The sequence below is a fragment of the Varibaculum cambriense DSM 15806 genome, from assembly GCF_000420065.1.
GTDB classification, from domain to species: domain Bacteria; phylum Actinomycetota; class Actinomycetes; order Actinomycetales; family Actinomycetaceae; genus Varibaculum; species Varibaculum cambriense.
On record NZ_ATUF01000002.1, the window covers coordinates 676,614 to 702,870 of the forward strand.

At 54.9% G+C, this 26,257-nt stretch carries 14 protein-coding genes; 2 read left to right on the top strand and 12 right to left on the bottom strand.

Going from position 1 to position 26,257, the window contains the following annotated elements:
- Positions 1-115: 115 nt before the first annotated feature.
- The 5 genes from F605_RS0103050 to F605_RS0103070 all read right to left on the bottom strand — a co-directional run bounded on the left by F605_RS0103050 (position 116) and on the right by F605_RS0103070 (position 7,175).
- On the bottom strand, positions 116-2,347 hold the full coding sequence (locus F605_RS0103050) for a hypothetical protein (RefSeq protein ID WP_022864442.1): 2,232 nt from the start codon (positions 2,345-2,347) through the stop codon (positions 116-118).
- Complete coding sequence (locus F605_RS10930; RefSeq protein WP_022864443.1) at positions 2,340-3,110, bottom strand: hypothetical protein; 771 nt, start codon at positions 3,108-3,110, stop codon at positions 2,340-2,342. The genes F605_RS0103050 and F605_RS10930 overlap by 8 nt, the downstream gene beginning before the upstream one ends.
- 95 nt (positions 3,111-3,205) lie before the next feature.
- Positions 3,206-5,680, bottom strand: a complete 2,475-nt coding sequence (locus F605_RS0103060; RefSeq protein ID WP_022864444.1) for an ATP-dependent Clp protease ATP-binding subunit — start codon at positions 5,678-5,680, stop codon at positions 3,206-3,208.
- A 221-nt stretch (positions 5,681-5,901) separates the two neighbouring features.
- Positions 5,902-6,615, bottom strand: coding sequence for a rhomboid family intramembrane serine protease (locus F605_RS09565; protein WP_022864445.1), 714 nt, complete (start codon positions 6,613-6,615; stop codon positions 5,902-5,904).
- Between the two features lie 50 nt (positions 6,616-6,665).
- A complete protein-coding gene (locus tag F605_RS0103070; protein WP_022864446.1) occupies positions 6,666-7,175 on the bottom strand; it encodes a peptidylprolyl isomerase in 510 nt (169 codons plus the stop codon).
- Positions 7,176-7,348: 173 nt separating this feature from the next.
- On the opposite strand from F605_RS0103070, the gene F605_RS10935 reads away from it, so the two are divergent.
- Positions 7,349-7,858 (top strand): hypothetical protein, encoded by a 510-nt coding sequence (locus F605_RS10935; RefSeq protein WP_022864447.1) that lies wholly within the window; start codon positions 7,349-7,351, stop codon positions 7,856-7,858.
- A 427-nt stretch (positions 7,859-8,285) separates the two neighbouring features.
- Here F605_RS10935 and F605_RS0103080 read toward each other — a convergent pair whose 3' ends face one another.
- The 4 genes from F605_RS0103080 to F605_RS10940 all read right to left on the bottom strand — a co-directional run bounded on the left by F605_RS0103080 (position 8,286) and on the right by F605_RS10940 (position 20,830).
- Positions 8,286-18,008 (bottom strand): VaFE repeat-containing surface-anchored protein, encoded by a 9,723-nt coding sequence (locus tag F605_RS0103080; RefSeq protein ID WP_156005241.1) that lies wholly within the window; start codon positions 18,006-18,008, stop codon positions 8,286-8,288.
- Between the two features lie 504 nt (positions 18,009-18,512).
- A complete protein-coding gene (gene dtd, locus F605_RS0103085) occupies positions 18,513-18,947 on the bottom strand; it encodes a D-aminoacyl-tRNA deacylase (RefSeq protein WP_022864449.1) in 435 nt (144 codons plus the stop codon).
- A 9-nt stretch (positions 18,948-18,956) separates the two neighbouring features.
- Positions 18,957-20,072, bottom strand: coding sequence for a CAF17-like 4Fe-4S cluster assembly/insertion protein YgfZ (gene ygfZ / locus F605_RS09575; protein ID WP_022864450.1), 1,116 nt, complete (start codon positions 20,070-20,072; stop codon positions 18,957-18,959).
- Positions 20,073-20,074: 2 nt separating this feature from the next.
- Positions 20,075-20,830, bottom strand: a complete 756-nt coding sequence (locus F605_RS10940) for a lipocalin/fatty acid-binding family protein (protein ID WP_022864451.1) — start codon at positions 20,828-20,830, stop codon at positions 20,075-20,077.
- Positions 20,831-20,881: 51 nt separating this feature from the next.
- Between F605_RS10940 and F605_RS0103105 the strand changes: the two genes are divergently transcribed.
- Complete coding sequence (locus F605_RS0103105) at positions 20,882-21,862, top strand: hypothetical protein (RefSeq protein ID WP_156005244.1); 981 nt, start codon at positions 20,882-20,884, stop codon at positions 21,860-21,862.
- Positions 21,863-22,059: 197 nt separating this feature from the next.
- On the opposite strand, the gene F605_RS0103110 is transcribed toward F605_RS0103105, so the two are convergent.
- From F605_RS0103110 to porA, 3 genes are read right to left on the bottom strand one after another with little or no spacing between them, the layout of a single operon-like run.
- Positions 22,060-23,718, bottom strand: a complete 1,659-nt coding sequence (locus F605_RS0103110) for an NAD(P)-binding protein (RefSeq protein WP_022864453.1) — start codon at positions 23,716-23,718, stop codon at positions 22,060-22,062.
- Positions 23,719-24,981, bottom strand: coding sequence for a thiamine pyrophosphate-dependent enzyme (locus tag F605_RS09585; RefSeq protein WP_022864454.1), 1,263 nt, complete (start codon positions 24,979-24,981; stop codon positions 23,719-23,721). It lies immediately after the preceding gene.
- A 10-nt stretch (positions 24,982-24,991) separates the two neighbouring features.
- A complete protein-coding gene (porA, locus tag F605_RS09590) occupies positions 24,992-26,257 on the bottom strand; it encodes a 2-ketoisovalerate ferredoxin oxidoreductase subunit alpha (protein WP_022864455.1) in 1,266 nt (421 codons plus the stop codon).

A 26,257-nucleotide genomic window follows, 5' to 3' on the forward strand; every position in this document is an offset into this window, starting at 1 on the left:
GGAAATATTTCCCAACCCCCGCATTTTTAGCTAGTCATTTAGTTATCTTCAGATGAGTTTAGATAGAGAGCACTATCAGGTGGACAATAGATTTTAAAGACTTTGCTCGCAAATATCAGGGCAGCCACAGGGTGCCATCGCCGGCTGCCAACAGGTTATTGGCTATCGCATAGGAAATAGCTCGGTCAGCAAGCTCTACCACCTGCGGGGTTACCGAAGAGATTCCGTAAAGCAGTTTAAAAGCCTCCCTGATGATCTCGCTTCGCCCAATACTGTTGGTACGAGAAATCTGCCACCGCAAGGCATTAGTTACCTCTATTAAAGTCAACGATTCCAATTTACGGGGCAATCCGATCGGGGATTGCAGGGCAGTATTCCAGTTGAGGGGATCGACCCCAGCTGGCCAGACAGTACGCATTCCGGGTTCTGATACCAAGCGCAATGCGGGGCCGAGGCAACGTCTAATTTCCTCGGGTCGCTGATCATGATATTCAATCCGGTACTTCTGACACAGTCTGCGCGCTAAAAATTCCAGCGGCATGGGGCCTTCCGCACCAATAATGCTTTTGGCAAAAGAGGTGGTAGAGCCAGCCACCGCTGGTTCATCAAGGCGCTGTTTCGGGCGAGTAAAACGGGGTTGATAGTCAAAATATCCGCGCACCCGAATAGTAATTAGCCGGGTTGAAGGCTGCCGGTCGGCATCAGCCAAAATTTCCCGAGGCTTATGGGGCGCGGCGGGCGGTACCCGGGAGGGTGCCAGCGGACTTTGGGCAGCTCTCCGCAGGGCGGATTCTGCGGGCGATTGAGCGGATTCCGACGCTTCCGACTGGGAAACTAGTAGGCTAGCCGGCATCTCATCCGCTACTTCCGCAAAAGCCGAACGAGGTGCCTTTGGTTGCGCAGCTAAGATACCCTCGGTTCCATTGCTACTGGTCACAGTGTGATGTTTGCGCGTCACGAACTCTTCGAAAGTCATATTTAGTTTGGAATCAAAACCCATTTTTTGGAAGTATTCCCAGATAGCAGCATCATCCAGGGGAGCTGGCTCGACTGGGGTAGGTTCGGGTACGGCAGCTGCCGGCATTGCTTCTAGTAGCGGTGCAGGCGAAGAGCTGGCCGAGGGGGCTGCCGGTGGAGCCGCAGCGGGAATACTTCCCGGTGGTAGGGCAGCCGCGGGCGGTGTCATAGTGGGGTTAGCGGCATGATAAGGAGTTTGTGGCTGCGGGGTAGTTTCCTCGGCCAGCGGAGCTGGTGCAGACAGCGGTTGCGCCGCCGATGTTTCTATGGGGGCAGTGGGATTCGGTACCAGCGAAATGGGAGAATTCCCCGGCATAACAACTGCCGGCTGCGACGGTGCCGCTGGCTCAGGGGCCGCTGCACTTGCCAAGGACTGCTCTAAGGGCGGAGCAGGAGCCATTCGCATCTGCTTACTGGCCGGTCCTGGAAGCTGCGGGGAACGATCCCGGCAGACCAGGGAGCGGCGAGGGGGAAACTCTCTCTTAGAAGCCAAAACATTAGCTGGGCTGGTTTCCGGTTTTACTGGGGAAGAGGCCGCGGTAGCAATATTGGCAGCAGGATCCGGTGCTGCTTCTTCTTGCTGCGCCGGTGCGGGAGCCGGGCGCTGGACAGGCAGCCAAGGTATTTGCCCACGGGGTGCGCTCCAGTCAGCGTTAACAGAATTAGCGGGGTCCGAGGCGACAGTTGTTTCCACGGGAGCGCTTTGGGCAGAAGGCGGCTCCGCTTCCCTGGGCTGCGGCGCCGGGTTTATGTTTTGCGCCTCTATAACCTCGGCAGTAGCCGGAGGGTTTTCGGCAATACCATTTTCGGCCGCGTAGGCCGCCGAAACCATAGCGGCAAGTCCCATTCCTAAGCTTTGATTGTGATCGACAGCGGGCGCTGGCGCGGGTGCCGGGGTTTGCGGTATCACCGAGTGAGAGGCAGCGGGAGACACTGGCGACGTGTCTGCCGGAGCGGACGTTTCCGTTGGTGGCGCTGGTGCTGGCCGCGTCTTCCTCTTTCCTTCACCCACGGAATTGTTTCCTAAATCGGGGATTGCTTCTAAGACCAGAGAAGCCGGGTTTTGCGAAATTGACTGTCCAGCTTTCATCCACAGCCCAAAAACCTGTTCCGCAAGTTTAGCTTTGCCAGCAAGCATTGCTGCCAAAGCCACCGTATCTACCAGTCGCTTCACCTGCCAGCGCGGTAGCTGTCCTGCCGCGAGCGCGCTGCGTGCCTGCTCGATACTGACTCTCAGATCCTGTAGACGGGGATCGGCAAGTTGGCGGTTTAGCTGTTCCGATATTTCCAGGCAACGCTTCGCCACTTTCGCTACCGGTAGTTTAGCCATGACGCTTTGCCCCCTTTCGCAAACTTAAACACATCACCATTGAGGGGGTAACCAGCCAAGCGGCAACTCGCCCTGAATCTACTAGACGAGCTGCTTTTCGAGCCTCGCGTCTGCCTGGTTCCCGCTCCGCTTGGGGTATCTGCGAAAACCATTTTAGCAGGTGGGTAACTTCGCGATCTATCCCGCACATAATATGGGGAGAAACCAAAAGAGCGCACTGCGGAGAGCGCAATTTCTTGCGAGTTTGGCGGGCTACTTCCTCGGTTAAATAATCGTCTACCCAGGCGAAACTGGTATTTCCGGCAGCAGCCATAACTTCGGGAAACTTTGCCCGCGGATCACCGTTGGGACAGCGCACCCAGGGAAGATTCTTGGAAATCCCCAGCAGTGGGGAAAGATGCTGATTCGCCCACTCATTCCAGGAGGTCGCCCAGTGCACTTCGAAATATTTACCAAGTTCCCGCAGGCGCGGCCCTAGCAGGCGGGAAAGCACCACGTTAACGTTAAAGGAATCATCTGGTTGTAGATGTACCAAGTGGGCGCGGAGCAGCGGATTGAGGATGCGCCGACCGGCTCTCCCCCACAGATTTAAAGGACCATCTACATCCAGGAACAGGATCGGCTGCTCGCGAGCTGCTTCTTTTTCTCCGCTGCTTTTGGCAGCCGTTGGTTCCGTAGATTTAATTTGCGAAGAGGCGGTGTAACCAGCAGCATTGGCCATCTCGGCTGGCGACCCGGCCTTTTTCGCTGCTACCGCACTCACGCACCCTCCTTAAACTCCTAACTCCACATTATAGCGAGATGATAAGCAAGGGAGGTGCTGGAGGAAAAGATTACAGGTGGGCAATAAGGCGCGGACTACTTGCCGTTGAAGGTGAATTCCTTTTCCCCATCCTCGGTTTCGCGCACATCGACCAAGATTTCTTGCCCAGGCTCGATATCTCCGAAGAGGATCTTTTCGCTGAGGGCGTCCTCGATATCGCGCTGGATAGTACGCCGCAAAGGACGCGCCCCCAGCACCGGATCGAAACCGCGAGTAGCTAGTTCTTCGCGAGCCGCATCGGTGAGCTTTAAGGTCATATCTTGCTCTTGGGTGCGTTCTTGCAGTTTCGTGATCATCAAGTCCACGATCTGGCGGATTTCTTCCATCCCCAGTTGCGGGAACACGATTACCTCATCTACCCGGTTGAGGAACTCCGGACGGAACTGCTGCTTGAGTTCTTCCTGTACCCGATTCTTCATCCGCTGATAGGAACCGACCTGGTCGTTGTCGACCTGGAAACCGGTTTGCACCCCTTTATTGATTTCGCGGGTGCCCAGGTTGGTGGTCATGATGATTACGGTGTTCTTGAAATCAACCATCCGTCCTTGAGAGTCAGTCAGCCTCCCGTCCTCTAACACCTGCAAGAGAGTGTTAAAAATATCGGCATGCGCTTTTTCAATCTCGTCAAAAAGCACCACTGAGAAGGGCTTGCGGCGTACCTTTTCGGTGAGCTGACCGCCCTCGTCATAACCGACATATCCGGGAGGCGCCCCAAACAGACGCGAAGAAGTATGCTTTTCTCCGAACTCCGACATATCCAGCTGGATTAGCGCCGACTCGTCACCGAACAGGAACTCGGCCAAAGTCTTCGCCAACTCGGTTTTACCCACCCCGGTGGGGCCGGCAAAGATAAAGGAACCACCAGGCCGATTCGGGTCTTTGAGCCCGGCGCGCGTCCTGCGAATAGATTTTGATAGGGCGCTGACCGCTTGGTTTTGGCCGATAACCCGCTTGTGCAGCTCATCTTCCATATGTAGCAGTTTCGCGCTTTCCTTTTCAGTCAGCTTAAACACCGGGATACCGGTAGACATCGCCAAGATTTCCGCAATGGCATCTTCATCAACGGTGCCAATCCGGTCGCCCTCCCCGGACTTCCAGTCGACCTCCAATTGGGCGCGTTTTTCGCCCAGTTGCTTTTCTTCATCACGCAGGCGCGCGGCCTTCTCGAAGTCTTGGGCATCAATCGCGGCCTCTTTATCCCGACGCGTCTCATTGATTTTTTCGTCCATTTCCCGAATCTCGGGAGGGGCAGTCATGCGGTGAATCCGCAGACGCGCCCCGGCCTCGTCAATCAAATCGATGGCCTTATCGGGCAGATAGCGATCCGAAATATAGCGGTCGGATAAAGAGGCGGCCGCGCGAATTGCATCATCGGTAATTATCACTCGGTGGTGTGCCTCGTAACGGTCACGCAAACCGGTCAAGATCTTCACGGTGTCTTCTACGCTGGGTTGTTCTACCTGTACCGGCTGGAAACGCCGCTCCAAGGCCGCATCTTTTTCAATATATTTACGGTATTCCTCAGTGGTGGTGGCGCCAATGGTCTGCAGTTCCCCCCGCGCCAACATGGGCTTGAGGATCGAGGCCGCGTCAATCGCACCTTCGGCGGCGCCCGCCCCCACCAGGGTGTGGATCTCGTCGATGAACAAAATAATGTCGCCGCGGGTGCGGATTTCTTTCAAAACTTTCTTCAGGCGCTCCTCGAAGTCGCCGCGGTAACGTGATCCGGCGATCAACGATCCCATATCCAGGGAGTAAATATGCTTGTCTTTAAGGGTTTCGGGGACGTCTCCGCGCACAATCGCCTGCGCGAGTCCCTCTACTACCGCGGTCTTGCCGACCCCGGGTTCCCCGATCAAGACCGGGTTGTTCTTGGTGCGCCGCGAGAGGATCTGCATGACCCGTTCCATCTCGTTGACGCGCCCAATTACCGGATCTAGTTTGTTTTCCCGCGCCGCCTCCGACAGGTTTCGGCCAAATTGGTCAAGAATGGCTGAACCTGACTTTTGCGGCTTCTGGGTGCCGGTGCCCACCCCTACGGTTTCTCCGCCCGCTTCATTTTGCCCCGCTCCCGGGTAACCGGAGAGTAGATGAATCACGTTTTGGCGGATGCTTCCCAGGTCGGCGCCTAGGTTGGTGAGCACCTGGTTGGCTACGCCTTCGCCCTCACGGATCAGTCCTAAGAGGATATGTTCGGTGCCAATATAGTTGTGCCCCAGCTGCAGCGCTTCTCGCATCGACAGTTCCAGGACTTTCTTGGCGCGCGGAGTAAAGGGGATGTGGTCTTTCGAATCGTTCTCGCCCTTGCCGATAATCTCAATGACCTGATCGCGCACCCCTTCAAGGGAAATGTTCGCCATTTCTAGGGCTTTCGCGGCCACGCCTTCGCCCTCGCGAATCAGCCCCAACAGTATATGTTCGGTACCGATATAGTTATGCTCCAGGCTGCGCGCCTCGTCTTGCGCCAGCACCACTACCCGGCGCGCCCGATCTGTAAAGCGTTCGAACATTTTACTCCTTGACCTTTGGAGAGGATTCTTTCGGTTAGGGAATTAACTCCACTATGTACATTATTAGCTTTTTGCCCTCGCCCTCACCTGGTTTCACTACCGGCTAAGGCTATTTTTTCCGAGGACGAGGGCGGCGGGCTAGCAAAGGATTTGCTCCTGTGGGCAGATATAACCTCCGCTATCTGCGCTTTAGAGTTTGCCCGGGTTTATCTGCGGTTCTCCTAGATATAGCAACCCAGGGTTGCTGCCAGCAATAGCACCACTGACAGCACGGTTACCAGCAGGTTTCCAATTATTTGGGTGCGCTTAACGGTGGTGGTGGCGCGCTGGCGATCCACCACGTCTGGGAGGGCTTGCCCCAGTTTTTTGCGTCCTCTCCTGCCGGAGATCACGGCCACCAGGTGCAACGCCCATCCGATAATCGCGCCGATCAAGGCGCCCCCGAGGTGTCCTTGCCAAGACACATTGGGGATCACGAAGCCGATCAGCAGGTTGATTATCAGCAGGCCTCCCAAAGCACTGGAAGAGGCATGCAGGTTACGGGTGTAGACGAATACGCCCGCGCACAGCCCCAGGACCGCCCCGGAAGCACCTACTACCGCCTGCTGCTGCCCGGTAATTAGCGTCCACACTAAAGTGCCAAGCGATCCTCCCCAGGCCGAGAGCAAATAGATCAGCAAGATCTGATAGTTGCTCATTACCCGGCGGGCGAGCTCGCCCAGGATGTACAAGAACGCCATATTAGAGGCTAAATGCACGATCCCACCATGTAAGAAGGCCGCGGTCAAGAAGCGCCAAGGCTCAGTGAATCCCAAGGCGGGATAGAACAGGAACTGCTCTACCAGACCCGGAGCCAGCCACGAAGCCACATAGACAATCCCGCAGGCAATGATGAGGACGTTGATTACATTGACGCGCTGGTTAGAGTTCACCATTTGTCCCGATGCTAGGTTTTACCCGCCGCTAAACTGGCGGAAACCGCAGTTTATTCGGTGATTTCTATGGATTCGATGGTGATGTCATCTAGCGGACGGTCACGTCCATCAGTGCTCACCGCCGCGATCGCATCAACCACGTCGCGGGAGGCCTGGTCAGTTACTTTTCCGAACACGGTGTGTTTACCGTTTAGCCATTCGGTGGGTACCTGGGTGATGAAGAACTGGGATCCGTTGGTTCCCGGACCGGCATTCGCCATGCCCAGCACATAGGGTTCATTGAAGTTCAGTTCCGGTACGATCTCGTCCCCGAAACGGTAACCGGGGCCGCCGGTGCCGGTGCCTAGGGGATCGCCGGTCTGAATCATAAATCCCTGGATGACGCGGTGGAAAATGACCCCGTCATAGAGAGGTTCATTAGATTTGAGTCCGGTGGCCGGATTTTGCCATTCGCGTTCGCCAGTGGCTAAACCTTTGAAGTTGTTGACTGTAATCGGAGTTTTATCCGGGAATAGTTCGACTTTGATATCGCCTTTTGAGGTGTGAATTGTTGCTTCCATAGTTCTTATCCTTTCATGAAAGCCAAATTACCGACACTCAACCTTATCTAACAGTAGCTAAATCTGGGAGCTATTCTTCCCACAAGCTGGGTGTTAACGTTTAGACTAATAAGGGTACAAGTTGTCGCTGCCGAAGCGGAGTGCCTCGGTATGCCTAAGACAAAGGAGCTAACATGAAGACGTGCTGCCCGCATAAGCTGTTCAAACAAGCACAGAGTTTGGCAGATCAAGGCAAAGATATGGTTATTGAGGGCGCTCAAGATCTGCAGGATAAAGTTAGCAGTGAACTAGTGCCGAGTGTCGAACACGCGGTAGATAATATGCGTGACCAGTTCCATGAGGTAAAGAAGCATTCCGAGAAGTCTTTGAAGGAGGCTGCTAAGCAAGTGAAGAAACAATCAGTAGAAACATTCGGTAAACCGGAACCCAAGCGGGGGCGTAAGACCCTACTATTCTTGGTGCTAGCGGCGGTAGCCGGCGGTGTTGGCTACCTCCTGTACCGGCGTTCGCAACCGGTTGATGATCCGTGGGCAGAAGAATATTGGGAGGATGTAGAAGTAAGCGAGTTCGATCCGCAGGAAGCTGCCGAGAAAGCTCAGGACAAGGCTGAAGAGGTTGCGAATAAAGTAGCCGAAAAAGCCGATGAGGCCGTTGACGCCGTGAAAGACAAACTAGATAAATAGTTTCTGAAGTCTTATAAACAATGCCCTCCCTGCAAAAAGCAGGGAGGGCATTTTATTACCCTCACTGCGCTCCCTTTCGGGTGGGATGAGGCCGAGGAAACGTGAACATGAAAACGTAATTCTGGCGAAGCATAAGGGTCACGGCTGATAAAAGAATGAAAACCACTAAGGGAAGGCGGGGGGCTAGCTTTTATCCGAGTAGGCGCGGTGGGCATAGAGTTCGGGAAGTACCACAGGTATTTCCCGAACTCTGGGCAGGAGGAAAAAGCTATTCCCCCGCCCCTCAGATTTGATGCTTTTACCGCGCCAGACCCAACTTTGAGCGCGGGTGTATAGATCCGAAAGGGAGCACGGCTACATAGCACTCGGGGCCGGAAGTTTTACTTCCGGCCCCGAGGTCCTTCTAGCTATTTAGTTATGTGCTTTCCTAGTCTTCTAGTTCTTCGCGCTGGTAGCGGCGGATCATTACCAATCCGATTCCTGCAACCATTGCTAGAACACCGGTCATCGCCATGATTCCGGTAGTGGAGCCGGTCTTAGCTAAGATCGTGCGCACCACTTTCGGGAACTCGGGTGGAGTTACCGGAGTCGGAGGCGTTGTTCCCGGAGTATTCGGGGTCTTCGGAGTTTCCGGAGGAGTGCCCGGCTTCGGCTTGTCGCCACTGGTGGTTTGAGCCGCATCGTTGATGTCACGGTGGAAGGCAACCTTCTGAGCACCGGGGCTGGGCTGCCCGTCCTTAATATCCGCGGTCTTGTACAGATCTTCGAATACTACGTACTGACGATTAGCCTGGATAGCTTCACCCTTGACCGTGAAGAAGACCTTCGCCTCTCCGCTGGTTTGACCTTCCGCTACGTGGAAGGAACCTGCAGTGGCTTTAGCTCCGTCCTGCTGCTTTCCATCCTTATCCAGGTAGGTCAGCGGGGCATTGGTGGATTTATCCATCAGGGTTCCGGTGATGGTGTATTCACCAGGCTCCAGGTTCTTCCACATGACCGTGTCTTCGATTACCGAGTCTTGACCGGGGGTCAAGATTTTCTTACCGAAGTTTGCATCCTTGGTTCCGTCGTTGAAGGTAGTACCGTTCTTAGCAACCGTGGCGATCTCCGGGGTCTTTTGTTCCGGTGAGGCCGGCGGAGGCGTTACCTGAACCGTCTGGTCAGCATCCTCAAGGTTGGAGTGATCCACTACCGGAGTAGCTTTACGCACGACCTTGCCATCTTTCACATCGGAGGCTTTGTAGACTTTTTCGAAGACTACCCAGCTGGCCTTGGTCGAGACCTTATCACCCGGCACCGTGAACAGTGCATAGATGGTTCCGGTCTTTTCACCCTTCTTGACTTCGAAGTCAACCGCCGGGGTGTTGGCCCCTACGACTGGCTTACCGGTCAGTTTGTCCATCAGAGTACCGATCATGGTGTACTTGCCGGGAGCTAGGTTCTTCCAGGTGGCAACATCTTGCACCTGCGCGTTTTCGCCTTTCTTAAGATCTAGGACTTTGTCCTGATCGGCGTTGTCGCGAGCGATAGTGCCTAGTTCCGGGAAGTCCTTACTGTAGATGTTCTTAATGGTCACCTGGATTTCCGGAACCACCTTGGTATCTACATCCGGCACCGTGAACTGCGCGGTTTGGTTGTTGATCTTCGATACTGCCATCGCGTCATGCGAGGAGCCGAAGCTAATGGCGTCCGGGAAAATTCCGTCCGCGTTAGCCTCATCGGTCAGCATCTCCGTCAAAGTACATACCGTTCCCGCTTGTAGCGGTTTGTCTGCAGGCAATACAGCGGAGACTCCGGCAGGCATTTCGAAGGTATATGCGCCTCCGAAGTCCTTGTCACAGCTGATAGTGAACTGGAACTTACGATCCTTATCCGGAAGCTGTCCGTCGAGCGCCTTCTCAGTTACCTTGGTGAAGCTGATCTTGGGCGGTGCCTTCGGACTTTCAACTACCCGCACGGTCTGGTTAATGGCATTCAGATCCAGTTCGGATACTACCGGCTCCGCATTTTGCGCGGGACGTCCCGTCTGGGAGTCAACATCACTGGCACGGTAGATCCGCTCGAACACTACGAACTTTGCGCCTGCAGTCGAGGTAGCCGTGGCCGGTAGCTGGATCTTGGTAGTCACGCTGCCAGCTGTTTCACCATTGTTAACCGTGAAGGGAACCGCCTTAGTGGTGGCTCCGGCAACCGGATTACCCTTAGCGTCCACCAGTTCGCTCAGCGCCTGGTAGTTACCAGCAGGCAGGTTCTTCCAGTTAACAGTATCGGTTACTACTGCTGCCTTACCTTTTTGGATTTCCTTGTCATTGGCACCATCGGTGGTGGCAGTAGTGCTTACCGAGGGTGCTTCGGTAACGGTCACGGTCTGCGCATCATCACTGGGGTCGTTGTGGGAAACCACGGTGGAGGTGTTCGGCTTGGGGTTGTGTCCGTCAGTGTCTTCGTAGTTGTAGAGGTATTCGTACACTACGTACTTTCCGGCCTGGCTGATTGCCCCGGCTGGCACATTGAACTTCATGGTGGTGCTACCCGCCAAGGAGTTATCCTTGGTGATTTCCACTACCACAGGTTCATTGGTAACTCCCGCTACCGGAGCAGCGTTGTTATCCGTGATGTGCATTAGTTTACCGGTGAGCAGGTATTTACCTTCCGGCAGGTTCTTCCAGGTGACCTTGTCGGTTACCGTGGTGGCAGTTCCTGCCTGCACGCTGGAGCTACCGTTATCGGTTACCGCGTTGGTCTGCAGTTCCGGCTTGCCTATCTTGTTGTAGGTGTTGGTCACGTTCACCTGTACTTCCGGCACCTGGTCGGTGGCCGCCGGTACGGTGAAGTGCGCCGCACCCGCCGTGGAGTCTTGCTGCACGCTGAACCCATTGGTTCCGCTGGTCAGCGAGATCGAGGGAGTTACCTGCTGTTCAATAGCGGCATCCAGATCCTCGTTAATGGAGCACACGTAGCCGCTGCGCAAACCGGTTACCTCGGTAGCCTTGTCCGGACGTACCAGCAGCGTCTTATCGCCTGCGGCGTTGCCGTCCTTATCGCGGCAGCTCAAGGTGAAGTAGTAGGCGCGGTTGTTGGATACCTCCATACCCGAGGTCACTACCTTCTTCATAATCTTCACTTTGGCAGCCGGCGGGGTCGGAGGCGTGATGGCCTCTACCGTCTGGTCTGCGTCAGTGATTACGGCGTGTTCCACGACCGGCTTGGCGCCATTGTTCGGGGTTACTCCGTTTACATCACCTGCGCGGTAGATGTATTCGTAAACCACGTAGTGGCTAGCAGCCTTGAGAGAGTCACCGCTGACGGTGAAGGTGTTATCCAGCTTCCCGTTCTTCTCTCCCGCTTTCACCGTGAAGGGTGCCGGGGTGGAAGTGTAGGAAGTTACCGCTTTACCGGTTTCTTTGTCCATCAGTTTGCCGATGAGAACGTAGTCACCAGGCAACAGGTTCGCCCAGGATACTTCGTCCACGATAGTGGCGGAGGTTCCGGCGTAAACCTGGTTAGCCTGCTTGCTTTGACCGTACATACCCTTGGTGCCGTTGGCATCCTTAGCGGAGGTCGCCACGGTGGGCTTTTCCGGTGCCGGGTAGGTGTTGGTCGCAGTGAAGACCACGTTTACTTCGGTCAGCTCTTCAGCCGGCATCTTGAACGAGGCCGAGTTATCAGAAGTGATCAAACCGATCTTTTCGGAATCTGCGCTGAAGGTTACCTGGGAGGGGGCAATGCCCGCTACCTTGGCAGCTTCGCGATCCTCGGTCAGGGTGCAGTTAGCTCCCTTGACGTAGGGCAGCGAGATCTTGGATCCGGCAGTAACCCGGTAGGTCTGCTGCTTAGCAGGGTTGGAGCACTTCAAGGTGAAGGCGAACTCCTTGGTGGAGGGAACCTCTAGTCCTTCGCTCTTAACAACTTTCTGCAAAGTTAGCGTGGGAGTTACCGGGCTTTGCGGTTCTTCACCGGTAGTTACGGTTTGTGCCTTGTCATTGAGATCAGAGTGTTCAACGACTGGTTTCTTTCCGTCCTCAACGTTGCCGTTTTCATCGACATCGCCCTGACGGTAAATCTTCTCGAACGCTACGAATTGGGCGTTGGATTTGACCTGCTCCGCGGGCACGCTGAACGTCATTTCTTGGATACCCTTTAGCTCGCCGTTGCTCACGGTGAACTTCACGATTTCCGCATTTACGTTCGTTACCGCCTGCTTGGTTCCCTTATCCATTAGGGTTCCCACCAGCACGTAGTTTCCGGCCGGCAGTTTCGACCAAGTTACGCGGTCTAGCACCTTAGCGGGGGTCTTGGCGTCAAATACCTTGGTTCCAGTAGCACTCTGAGCGGTAGTTGCCGCCCGCGGCCCTTCGTTTACCGTCTGATTTTCATCATTCGGGTCTTCGTGCTTGGTGATTACCGTTTCGTCACCGGGGGTGTTCGGCTGTCCCGGATGGAGGTATTCGAAGGCTACCAGTTTCGCGTTCTGGCGGATCTGCCCCACGGTGACCTGGAAAGTCATCTTGGTTTCACCCGACTGCAGGGTTCCGGCTTCACCGGGAACCGTGAACGCCTTAGAGGTGGAGTTGACCCCAATGGCGTTGCCGGCACCATCAACCAGTTTCCCGGTCAAGTGGTAGGTCTTACCCGCTTCCAGGTTCCGGTATTTCACGGTGTCAACCAGGGTTACCAGATCGCTATCGGCCTTACCGGTGGTATCGATCTGCTTGTTGCCGCCCTCGTCGGTGAGTACCGTCGCAATCCAGGGGTTAACCTGTTTGGTCTGGTTCTCGTCCTTGGGATCTTCGTGCTTAGTAACCGGCTCGAACCCGCCATCAACTTTCAGATCTAGCTGTTCGAACGCTACTAGCGTCGAGTACTTAGCTACCTGTTCCTGGGTAAGGGTGAACGGTAGTTCTATTACCCCGTTCGGCGTGGTAATGGTTACTTCCTTCTCGGCTTTGATTCCGGTGCGAGTGGCATCGGTCTTAGCCGCATTGGGCATCACCAGTTCCCCGGAGAACTTGTAGGTCTTGCCGACCTCCAGGTTCCAGTAGCTGACCTTGTCGGTCAGGGTGTAGGTGTGATCTGCGCCCTCAACCAGGTCGATATTGCCATTGCGTCCCTCGCCTTTCAGCTCGGTAGCAATCTTCGGCTCATCGGGGGTCTGGTATTCGTTGGCAGCCTGCACGGCTACCGGATGCTGCGCGTCGGAACCAATGGTTACCTTTGCGCTCTTTCCGGAGGCCGGGCCAACTCCTGCGCCTTTACCGTCAACTGTCCAGCTTACGGTCTGGGCGTTGGTGCCTTCTGGTAGGACTTGCTGCTCAGTCACGGTGCAGACAGTGCCGGCGCGGAACTGGGCGGGCGCCACTACCGGGGTGCCGCCCGGTTTGACGTTGGAGATATTACCGTGGGTGCCATCAGAGCACTCATAGGTGAAGTTGTAGCTGGTAGGCAGGTTCTTAACCTTGTCCTTGCTTTCGCCGGCTACTTTCACCGCGGTCTTCTGTACCGAGAAGGTACCCTTTTGCTCAATCTGCTGGTAGCTGTTGGTAGCGGTTACCACCACATTGCCTTGCTTACCATTATTGAGCCACTGCGCGTGAGTCATCGGCTTACTAATGGCGAAGGTGTTGCTAGCGGCAGTCGAAGCATCGTTCAAGCTACCACTCCAGCTAATCGAGTGCTTCACTTTAGCAGTGGACAGCTCGTTTACCGGAATGAACTTACCCTTGCTGTCAATAGCTCCTAGTTCTTTCACCTGCACCTGGCTGCCCAGTGGCAGTCCCCAGTACGACTTGGAGGCACCCGGGAACAGAGTTACCTCTTGTTCGTGGGTATTGTTTCCTTCCTTATAGGTTAGCTGGAAGCGGTAGGCGCTAATATTTTGCGCTTCATCCGCGTTTCCTTTAACAACCTTCTGCAAGGTGAAGGCGCCTAGTTCCTGGGTGTAATGGTTAGCCGCCAGGATTTTGGCTTTTGCTGTAGAGTTCTTGAGTTTGAAAGTTACTTCCAGCTTTTCCTTGCTGGCAGAAGCCTCTACTCCCTCATTTCCAAGTACCTGCATCCCGGAACCCACGTAATCGGCGTTTTCTACCGATTTCGGAGTTTCTTCCCAAACTTTACATTCGGTGCCGACCGGCAGGTTATTAAGCTGCGGGCGGGTAGGATCGGCGCTGGAGAACTTCTGTCCATGCTGGAGCTTGAAGTTGCCCGCTACCGGGTGAGTGCTCCCCGGGACGGTGCAGGAGTAACCAAAGTCGAATGCTACGTCTTTGAGGACGGTTTCGGGGGAGACTACATCGGCAACCTGTTTCTCAACTTCAAATCCGCCAACTTTTTCATTGACGTATTTGTTCTCAACTTTGATGGTTGCCTTCTGGTTTTCCCCGGCCTTAATCGGGTTGGACACTGCCGCGTTGTGCAGGGTTTGTCCCCCGATGGTTACCATCTTCGGGCCTTGACCATTGAAAGTAGTGGTCAAAGTGGTGTTGGGCACGTTAATGCCGGTGGTGTCTTCGGCTACCGCGCACCAGGAACCTACGGGGATACCAGTGATGGTTACCGTGGAGTTCTTGTTTACGCTTACCGACTTGAGCGGTACGGTCACTTTATTACCGGTGCCGCACAGGTATTTCATCTCGAAAGTACCGGGAATCTTGCCAGCTCCGGCGGTCTGATCCACTACCTGCTTGGAGATTTCCAGTTGCCCGGTCTTCTCGGTGTAGGTATTGGTAGCTACCAGCGCCACCGTGTTATTAGCATCGGTACGGAAAGTAGCGGTGCCACCTGCCTGGCTCTGTGCACCAAGCCATTCCAGGGCGCGGTTGAGGCTCTCAGGGGTGCCGCTATTTTCTTTCACCTGGCATTCCACACCGGGCTTTACGGTGATTGGCGCAGAGGTTTCTCCGGCTTTCAAAGTCGGTATAGCTTTCCAGTAGGAATCGCCACCACACTTGTAGGAGAAGTTGAAGGAGTTCGGCACGCTGAAGTGGGTTACTCCGGCTGCTTCTACGTTCTTACGAACGGTGAACTTCGCTTGCTTGGGAGTGAAGGTGTTGGTCGCAGTGACCACTACGGTCTTGGCGTTGTTCTCGGTGAGGTTGAACTTGGCAACGGTAGCGTCGCTGTTGGTGTCGGTACCCGAGAACTTAACTTTTACCGTGTTCAGGTCATCTTGTACCGCCCGTTCACTTACCTGGCAGCTCATGCCACTGGTCAGCGCGGGGTCAGAGACCTTGGTTTCACCCTGGGTTTGACCTTTACGCACTACCACGGAAACGGTGTCCTTGTACCCATCACAGGCTACATCGAAGTCGAATACCCGATCGGTGTTGGCGTTATCGCCTACGGTCTTCTTCACGATCTTGAACTCGGCAGGCACCGGATTCTTGGGGGCTACCGTGATCGTCTGCGATTTATCGCCAATTTCTTGGTGCTTGGCGTAGGGTTCGCCGCTGGGCTCACTGGTTTGCTCGCCTTGGTAAATGCGTTCAAACACTACGTATTTGCCATCGGCCTTAATCTTGGAGCCAGCAACCGCTAGCTCCACCAAAATGTCGCCATTTTCGGTGCCGTTGGTAAACACCTTGCTACCAGTCGCAATCACGTTCTTCGGGTTGCTGGCATCTACCAGGGAGGCGAACGCGGTGTAGGTGCCGGGCTTCAGATCATTGTAAATAATCTTGTCTTTGACCTTGAAGTCTTTGCCATCGGCTTCTACCGTGCTAACCAACTTGCTTCCGTCGTCACGTACCCAGGCCACAGTCTTAATGGTGGGTAGCTTGTGCTGCTTGGGGTTGACGGTTACGGTTTGTCCGTCATCGTTGGGATCTTCGTGGGATGCCACGAGGATTCCAGCAGTGTTGTTAGCACCTTTGAATACTTTTTCGTACACCACATAGGACGCGCCAGCTTCGATTTGCTTCGAAGGTAGGGTGAATGTCAGTTCCTGGGTGCCTTCTAGCTGGCCAGCATTTACCGTGAAGTTCTTGGCGGCTTTGGTGCCTTCTACCGGCACTACCTGGTTGCCAACCTTCTTCATTAGCTGTCCGCTAAGGGTATAGGTTCCGGGCTTCAGCTTGTTCCAGGTGACCGTGTCCTTGATGAGGACGTCTTTACCTTCTTCAGGTATAGCTACCTTACCTTTGTTGGTGGAGTCACCCAGTGCCTCGGCGCTAGTACCAATACGTGGCTTTTCAGTTACGGTCTGATTCTCGTCATTCTTGTCTTTATGCTCGGTAACTTTGGTGCCAGTTTCTGGCCTATCTCCCTGGTAGAGGGTCTCAAACGCTACGAGTTTCTGGTTGTCACGAATCGTTTGTACCGGAACCTGGAAGGTCATATTTATGGTGCCAGAATAGTATCCGTTGCCATTATTGGTAGCACCAGAGGCCTTCGGATCAAAGGTTTCGCTGGTACCGGTCACGCCAACACCGTTGCCGTTACCGTCTACCAATTCACCTTTAATGACGTAGTTTTGTCCGCCCTTAAGGTTCTCGAACTTAACCTTGTCAACCAAGGTGACTTTTTCAGTGGGCTGCATTCCGGCGGTGTCGATTTCTTTAGCACCATCAGCGCCCTCTAGCGTGGTGCCGATCTTAGGCTCCGGAGCCACCGGGCAAGTACCTGCAAAACTGAAATCATGGCTAGTGTTACCGCTGACAGCTACCTTGTATTTCTGTAAAACTATCTGGCGCTGCAGTTTGCTCCGACCATCAAAAATATAGGTACCGGAAATCTCTATTTCCCCACTGAAGGATGCGGTAACGGTACCGGCTAGCTTCTGGTCACAACCGAGTCCTGTGGAATCAACCGGAACCGGAATACCCTCTGGTGAGGCTGCAGCAGCCACTGACACTCCGTTTACCGGAACAGTCTTACCGTTCACGGTGAGGTTAACGTCGATGTTGGTCTTGCTCTGTTGCAGCAACGCCAAAGCTTCGGAGGAACCATGTAGCTTTATAGCTAGTTTTTTACCGTCATCGGTTTTGTCAACATAGATCTTGATAGAGGAGAGAAGTTCTTTATTAGTCTGGTATAGCTTTTCATTGGCTTCTACCTGACGCTGGGTCTCTTCCTGCCATTTCTTAAGAGCTTTTTCGTACTCGTCCCTCTTATTCTTAAACTGCTCCTTGTACTTGGCGTAGGCCTCGTACATCTTCAGTTCAGAGGAAGCCATAACCTTCAGGTCAGCATAGACAGCTCGCGCTAGGGCGGTCAGCTCCTGGTTTACCTGGCAGTCTACCGATCCATCGTTGGCGTTCCAGATTCGACAGTTGTACCCAATGGTCAGCTGATCTGCGCTATTTCTATTGATTGCCCAGGCAAGACCCTGCAAAACGTGATATTTCTGATTGGGCTTCAGCGACTTGATCTTTCCTACCGCATCCCGCTGCGCCTCGATCAGAGCCATATTGGCTTTATAGAAATCTCCAATAGCGGGATACTCTGCAATCTTCTGCTTCAGAGTTGCTTGATCGTAATTGACGAAGTCATTGAGGCGGGGATCGCCTCCGTTATTGACATAGGAAAGAGCCTTATACATTCCCTGCTGTTCACGGGAGTAATTTTTGCCGCTCTTTTTTTGATACTCGATTGCTTTTTGGGGATCTAAAGTAATCTGTGTCTGTATCGCGTTCTTCGGCAAATTCGGGACGTATACAGTGTAAGCAGCAGCTTGCCCCACATTGGGGTCAATGCAGGCAGTCTCGGTGATCTTCTGATCTTTATTGGGACCTGCATTTGGTAAGAAATATCCCAGCGGTTCTGCCCACCGTTGCCACTCTTGGCCATATTCATCGGTATAGATAGGTTCTGCGACATAGTATCGCTGACTTATCGGAGACTCCGCTGATCCGCCAGCTTGCTCCCGCACTCGTTGCTGCCACTCATTAAAAACAGCGCGGTTATTGTTGTACCAAGTTTGGTTAGCACCGTGATCGCCGGGGTACGGGAAACGCCCAGCATTATCGACGTCTGAATACTGCAAGTTCAGCGAGGTGGGTACTCCCGATACCGAACTTACCTTGACGTTTTCACCTGTGGAGGCCTGGGAGGGGGCTACCAAGGTGGTAATAGTCCATGCCAGGGCTAATGCGGCAGCTAATCCAGCGACGATCCAACGCCGCAACAACTTCGCAGTTTGACTGTTAATCATCATTTATCCTGTGTCTACTAGAAGGAGGGATCGGCATCTCCATCAACAGATCCTGACGAGGCGTCCATCTGGGTTATGTCACGCCCAAACACCCCGTCTGGAGGGACCTGGCCTGTTGTCAATGCCGACAGGAACACTATTAACTTGTCGTTGTGTAGTTAATACATTCTAATGCACCTACCAGCTTACAAGATTTTCATAGAACAACGCAACAGATTAATCGGGGTTTTCGCAGGGTAAGGCAGTAAGTTGCGGTTGTCATTCCGCTTCTAACAGGCATTTTAAAGCTCATCGTCACGATGCACGACTAGGAAACGTGCAAAGATTCACAGGACAAAAGGCCTGCATCAAATACCGGCAAAACATTACAGTCTCATTAAACTGTTGCCTTGCCGACGAGAAAATAAATCTTGAATTATTAAAATAACTATTCTAACCAGGCGAAACCGTACGAAAAATCACTTAGTAGAGCCAAAGTAAAAACCTTAGCTAACCTTAATTAAGTAGTTACTGAGGTTCCTTGGCCAGCCACAAAGTGTAGGGGCCGTCATTCACCAAAGACACCTGCATCATCGCGCCGAAGACTCCGGTCTCAACCTCCGCGCCGCCCGCACGCAAATCCGCTACCAGTTTCTCAAAAATAGGACGCGCCACCTCTCCCTTGGCCGCGTAAGTCCAAGAAGGATGTCGACCCTTGCGCACCGAACCGTAGAGGGTGAACTGAGAAACCACCAGCAGGGGCGCCCCCGCCTCCAGCACTGAAGACCCGTCCTCAAAAACCTGCTGATTAAGCAGACGGCGCACCGTCCAATCAATCTGCTCCTGACCGTCACCAGGAGTTATCCCCACGAAAACCACCAGGCCGGGTCGCTCCAATTTCCCGACAGCCTTACCCTCGACCGTCACCTCAGCAGACAGTGCCCTTTGAATTAAGGTACGCATAAAATCCTCCTAGCCAGCAATATTTAATGGCCCAGAACCGGCAGGTGGCAGGGTGCGCGAAAAGGACTTCCGATCAATCTGAGACTGTCCCTGCCAGGAAACCCCCGCAGGATCGGTAATCACAGTCACCGCCGCCGCCAGGGACTGCTCTTCCCCGTCCTCTTGCCAGCAGACCGTGAGATTTCCCGTAGGAGCACCCCGTTTAATTAAGCCGAGACCAATGGGGCCGTCCTCAAAATGATTGGCACTCACCCGGACGGCACCTACTTTACGACTCCCAACATAAAGCTCCGCTCCCGGAGGCGGCAGCAACGAGGACGTGCCATCCAGGTGCAAAAACACTGCCCGCCGCGGGGGATGCCCCAGGTTAACGATGCGCGCTACCGTCTCCTGTCCGCAGTAGCATCCCTTATTTAAATGCACAGCCGTGCGCAGCCAATCGAGTTCATGCGGCAGGGTGCGCTGATCGATATCGCTGCCATAGGGGCGCCAAGCCGCTATCCGCAATGCCTGCCAATCGGTCTCGGCGGCAAATACCGGAGCAGCCAGGCTGTAACCGTCTTCAGTTTCTTGTGGCCAAGTAAGCTGTTCCCAGCGGCTACGCAATTCGGCGTGCACCTTAGCGGTATCCGCAACGGGAATTACCCCCAGGCACGCCGGGTAATCTTGCCCCGGATGCACCTGAGAGTGCGGAGAATAGGCAGTGCCGCCGGCACTAATCCCTGGCCACGGATCTGCCCAGGTAGGACCAAACTCTGCGAGTACTTCCTCGGCTAGGCTGGGGGTAAAAAATCCCCAAACCGTAAGCTCTGCGCGTACGGCGACCTCCACCCGCGACATAAATTTCATAGATTCTAAAAACTGCGCCAGAGCCGGCGCATCCGCCGTAAACAGCCAAGCAACCTGGTCAGCCCAAACGATTCCGGCCGCAAATTTGACCCGGCCGTTGGCATCTAGGAAGAGCATTTCCCGGCTCTGTCCCGCATCCACATCCGCTACTATCTGTGAAGATAGGGTAGTTAGCCAGGAGGGCGTATCCGGCCCGGACACGGTAAGTACCTGAAGCCCGGTTTCCGCAATCCCGTATCCGGCCCGCAAAGCCACTTGGTTGTCTACAAAGGTCACTATTAGGCTCCTTCTTCCCGGTTCTTGTCGGGGGATTCCTCGCGCTGCCCGGCAGCTGCCTGCCCGGTATCTTTTGCTACTTTCGCCTCCGCGGCCTCCGCTTTATCTAGCTCTCCGCGCGGATCTTCCCCGGCGGGCAAAGAAGTTACCCCGGGGGCACTTAAGGTTTCTTCGCCTGCAGGCAGGCGCAACAGGCGTGCCGAAAAGTCAGATTGGGAATCTTTACCCGGCATAACCGAGTCCTGCGCCCAGAAAAGTTCCGAAGAAACCAGCCCCATCATGCGCGACAGCTGCTCAAAGGGAGCCGGGGTGAGCCGCGAAGAAATCATGATCCGCGGCCCCATAGAAACCGCCTCCCAGGAAACCTCAGTGGTGTAGGGGCCGCCAGCAGAAGTCAGGCGGCAGCGTGAACGTGCTTCCTGTTCGCTATCAGCTACAGCGGCTGCGGTTATTCTCCAAGAAGTATCCTCCCGCCACAGCAAAGCGCCGCGGCGCAACTGCTTTAGGCCGGTCGCCGCATCAGCTTGCATATCCGGTTTTTCAGCGACCGGCTCTGCTAGCCAAGTTAGCGTTGCTTGCTGCAGGCTCGTCCCGGTGGCGCGAAAAGTAGTTTCTTGCCAAATAAAGCATTCCTCGCGCTCTCCGCTTTCCGTTTCCGGATCTTTAGGCAAAAACGCGGTTCCCCAACCCCGCCAAGATCCCAGTAGCCACGCTAGGGGGATTAATTCTTTCGCTAATCCCAAAGGTAAATCCATCATGTGCTACAGCCTAGTAGAGTAAGTAAGACACAAGCTATAAAAGTGAAGTAATTGGGCGAAGAGCAAAACTGGGAGAGAATCGGAAATATGGAAGATTCGGTAGCCAAACCGCCGGCAACTCCGAGCGGCGCGAACCCGTCTGCAGCAGTAAATTCTCGGGTTCCGGTGGGTCGCCACAGCCAAAAAAGTGCCCCCAGCTCGCCGGGTACCGCTAAATTACCTCCCCACAAGCCGGTTTCTCCGATAGCCGCTCGCAGCTGGTGGGTGGCACTGCTCGCTGCCCTGCCTCCCCTAGCGATGCTCTTTTTCCTCTATTGGAACCCCTATTTGGCAGTGCTTACAGCCGCCGGCGTGACTATCGCTGTCTCCCTCACCTGGGGCGGACTCTCCGAGGCTCCCAGCCCGGGTCGTACCGGCCTAGTGGTGGTATTGGCAGGAATCGGCTGCCTGCTGGCCGCGTTCTTAACCAATAATCTCACCTGGGTTCCGCTAGTGCTTTCCTGGTGTTTACTGGCAGCCTTTATCGCCGAAATGACCCGGGGAAAACATCGCCCCTTAACTACCTGGTCCTTAGCTAGCACTGTCGCCGGATGCGCCCTGGTAGCGGCAGGATCTGCCTGGGGACTGACCATCGCCTACCCCACTATGAATCTGCTGGCGATGGCGGCGCTACCGGCTATGGGACTAGCTTGCCTAACCTTGGCACTCCCCACTAAATACGCCAGTATCCGCTGGCTGTACTGTTCGTTAGCCGGGATTCTCGCGGCGGGCTTACTGACGTACTTTGTGCTCTACCAATATTCAGATTTGGCGCTGGCGATTCCTTTTGCCTACCGCAATCCGGCCTTGGCGATCTGGATTATGACGGTGGGCCTCGGATTTCTTTCTGGACTTTTAGTCGCCTGTATAAACGTGTTGTTTATGGTGCCGGCAGGTAAAAATTACCGCTGGCGGCAACTTACCCTCGCCCTGCTACCCACCTTGTTTATTGCGGTTCCAATTTATTCTTTAGCGCGCCTAATCACCGGATAAAGACCCGCTTACCTGCGGCAGAGGCTGAAGCCAAAGTTAGAAATCAGTTTAAACCACGCAACCAGCACCCTAGCCCCGGCAAATAGAGCACAAAACCTACTAACGAGGGCGCGGAGCGCCGAGGTGCGGAAAATCCCTGCCCCGGAAACACCCGCTGAGGGTACTTTACCTGGGCAGGGATATTGCTCTCAGAGCAGCTAGTTTTCCTCTGGAATCATTATGATGGAGCCGCAAGGACATTCTTCGGCACAAATCCCGCAGCCCTTACAGTAGTCGTATTTGAACTCGTACTCGCCCGGCTTAATCTTGGTAATGGCGTTATCCGGGCAAACCCCGAAACAGTTATCGCAACCGAAACAATTGCCACAAGACATACAGCGCCGCGCCTCAAAGAGAGCGGAATCTTGATCTAAGCCCTGCACTACCTCGTCAAAGGTAGAAGCCCGGCGGGCAGATTCAATCTTGGCGCGTACCCGGTGAGGTGCATCGGCATAATACCAGTTAGTGAGGCGGTCATAAGTGGCATCCCCGGTGACCGACGGCTTGTGGTATTCGGTGCCGTGCAGAAAAGCGTCAATATAACGAGCGGCTTTCTTGCCGTGACCAATCGCCACCGTAACTGTGCGCTCGGAAGGAACCATGTCCCCACCGGCGAACACGCCGTGACGCCCGGTCATCATCTGCGAGTTAACCTGGACGACTCCCTTTTCAATTTCAATATCGCGGGCGCGCTCGACCAGCCCTAAATCAGATTCCTGACCTAGCGCCATCACCACCGAATCGGCGCCGAGTTCTTCATACTCGCCGGTCGGCTGGGGGAAGCCGTTCTCGTCCAGCTCCATTTTTTCCACCGTGAGCTTGCCGCCATCAATATGTTTAATGGTGGATAGCCATCGCATCATCACCCCTTCTTCCTCGGCTTCACGCACCTCGGAATCATGGGCGGGCATCCGGTCGCGGTTACGACGATACACAATCACTGCTTCTTCCGCTCCCAGACGTTTGGCAGTCCGAGCAGCGTCAATAGCGGTATTACCCCCGCCGTAAATAACTACTTTCCGCCCTACCATCGGTTTTTCTTCGCCCTCCATCTCGGCGAGCATTTCCACGGCGTCCATCACCTTGGCGCTGGCACCAGCAGGAATATCGGCGTGACGACCCACATGGGCACCCACCGCCAAGAACACCGCATCGAAGTCATCGGCCACGTCGTCAACGTTTTCAACTTTGGCATTGAACTCGAAACGTACCCCCAGGTCTTCGATCCGTTTAATCTCGGCATCGAGTACCTCGCGGGGCAGACGATACTTGGGAATCCCAAAACGCATCATCCCGCCCGCCATGGGACCGGCCTCTTTCACAGTAACTTCGTGGCCGAGACGGCGCAGGTGGTAGGCAGCGGACAGCCCGGAAGGGCCTGCCCCCACTACCAGTACGTGTTTACCGCTGGGAGCCGCATCTACGCTTACGTTCCAGCCCTCTGCAATAGCTTTATCGCCTAGGAAACGTTCAATCGCGTTAATCCCTACGGCCTCATCCATATGTCCGCGGTTGCAGGCAGTTTGACAAGGATGATAGCAAACCCGCCCCATAGTGGCAGGTAGCGGATTATTTACCATGATTTCGCGCCAGGCGGCCTCATAATCGCCCTCTTCTGCGTGATAGAGCCAAGCCTGGACATTTTCACCCGCCGGACACGCCTTATTACAAGGAGGCAGCATGGATACATAGACCGGGCGTTCGGTACGCCAAGAACCGGTTTCATTCGCCAGCGACGACCCTACATTCAAAGTCACCGCCCAAGGAGCGGTATCTTCCCTGCGTACCTGCGGAGTTGGTAGGACTGTGGAACTCATTTATTTTTCCCCCTTAGGAGCCGAGTTTCCGGCAATATGCCGCATCGCGGAAGCAGAGGTTGCCCCGGAAACCGGGTGGTCATCTGCGGAAAATGCGTCGCTTTGGGTGCGCTTGGCTTTCGAGGCCTCTTCGATAATGCGTTTAGTAAAGCGCCCCTCGGGATCTTCACCCGCCGCCAGGATGCGCTCTAGTACGTCCTCGTCTAGTTGTTCTGGATCGATGAGACCGTAGCGGCGGATATTACGATCCGCGATTTGCTGCATCCGTTCTAGTACCTCCTCTTGCCCTTTTTTAAATACATGGGCAAAACGGCGTTGCGGACGCATATATTCGGTGACCGGTACCGGGCGACGCAATTTGGTAACCGAAGTGATTTCCCCGTTCTCGGCCTCGTACACCGGGAAAAGCCCACATTGGGTAGCCAGGCGTGCCAGGCGAATAGTCAAATTAGAGGCCGACCCCCAACCCAACGGACATGGCACCAGCACGTGAATATAGCGGGAACCGCGGAACTGCATGGCTTTGCGTACCTTATATTCCAAGTCGCGCAAATCCGCTACCGTGGCAGTTGCCACGTAGGGGACTTCGTGCGCCATCGCAATCCGGGGCACGTCTTTACCCTGGCCGAAAATATTTCCGGGATGTTCGCCTACCGGTTGCGTGGTGGCGGTACGCGCCGCGGGCGGAGTCGCCCCGCTACGCTGCACCCCGGTATTCATATAGGCGCCATTGTCGTAGCAAATATAGAGAACATCATCATTACGTTCGAACATGCCTGATAGGCAGCCCATGCCGATATCCACAGTGCCGCCATCGCCGCCCTGAGCAACTACCCGGGTGTTCTTACCTTTGGCGCGCAGAGCAGCCGCCGCCCCCGAAGCGACTGCGGGAGCATTCCCAAAGAGGGAGTGCACCCAGGGAATCGTCCAGGCGGTTTCGGGGTAAGGAGTAGAAAATACCTCTAGGCAGCCGGTGGCGTTAACCGCCACCAAGTCACGATCGGCAGCATCCATAGCGGTGTCGAGGGCGTAGCGTGCCCCTAGGGCTTCCCCGCAGCCCTGACAGGCACGGTGACCGGAAGTTAGCGAGTTAATCCGATTCGGGTCAGATTGGACGGAACGGTAATCCAGTTCTGCCAGCCGGTTACCGACGGCATAGGAGCCTACCTGGTAAAACTTTACATTTTCGCGTGCCGGAATCGCGGTTTCAGCGCTTTCACGAAACTGCGGTGCCGGAAGCGGAACACTCATAGTTGCTGACATGGCCTGCCTCCTAAATTCCGCGCGCCGCATTGGCACGCTGAGTGGCGTGACGTTGAATGTTTTCACTGATCGGACCAGAACGCCGAGTGGCTTTCTCCCGCTCCAGCTCCGCCTCCACCAGTTCCTGATCCAGATCCAAGAAGGTGAGGTGTTCTAGCTGATCGGCGGCTACCTGATCAAGCATCTGATCTAAGGAACGCTCGGTAATGTTGCGCCCACCCAAACCGGCGATCACTTCATAGTCCCGAACTGATTTGCCGGCGCGCGAAAGAGCGGAGCGGCAATGGGAAGCCACGATTCCGCCGATACCTAAGGAGAAAGCTTTCTCTAGGCACACAAAGCGCTTGGCACCCCCCAAATACTTGGCTACCTGCTCGAAGGGGAAGGGACGGAAGGAGCAAATCCCCAGTACCCCAAGCTTTTCGCCTTTGTCCCGCCGCTGGTCAACTACATCTTTAATGGTTCCCAGCACCGACCCCATGGCCACGATTACGGTTTCGGCATCCTCGATCCGGTAGGGACGAACCAGCCCGCCGGAATCGCGTCCGAAAACTTCCTGGAACTCTGCCTGTACCTTGGGGATGAGCTCTAAAGCTTGCAGTTGCTTGACGTGCTGAAGGTACTTGACTTCGGTAAAGGCTTCCGGCCCCACCATCGCCCCAATGGTAATGGGGTCGGCCGGATCGAGGACGACGCGGGGAGTATAGGGAGGTAGGAACTTTTCTACCTGCTCTTTTTCCGGAACATCTACCTGCTCGACCGCGTGGGTCAAAATAAAGCCATCCATACACACCATTACCGGAACCGACAGTTCTTCGGCGATGCGAAAGGCTTGTACGTGCAGATCCGAGGCTTCCTGGTTGTTCTCGGCGAACAATTGCAGCCACCCGGATTCACGTTGACTCATGGTGTCAGAGTGGTCATTCCAAATATTGATGGGCCCGCCGATCGCCCGGTTAGCCACCGTCATTACGATCGGTAAGCCGAGCCCGGCGGCATTGTAGACTGCCTCTACCATGTAGAGCAGTCCCTGGGAGGCGGTGGCGGTATAGGTGCGTGCCCCCACTGCCGAAGCTCCGATACAGGCTGACATGGCCGCGAACTCGGATTCAACATTAATATATTCAGCGCTCCCCAGCTTACCTGACTTCACCAGCGCCGATAGCGCCTCCACAATATGAGTTTGGGGGCTAATCGGGTAAGCACTGACAACTTCCGGGCTGCAGGCGGCAACCGACTGCGCAATAGCTTGCGAACCTTCAATCTGTTTTAGCAC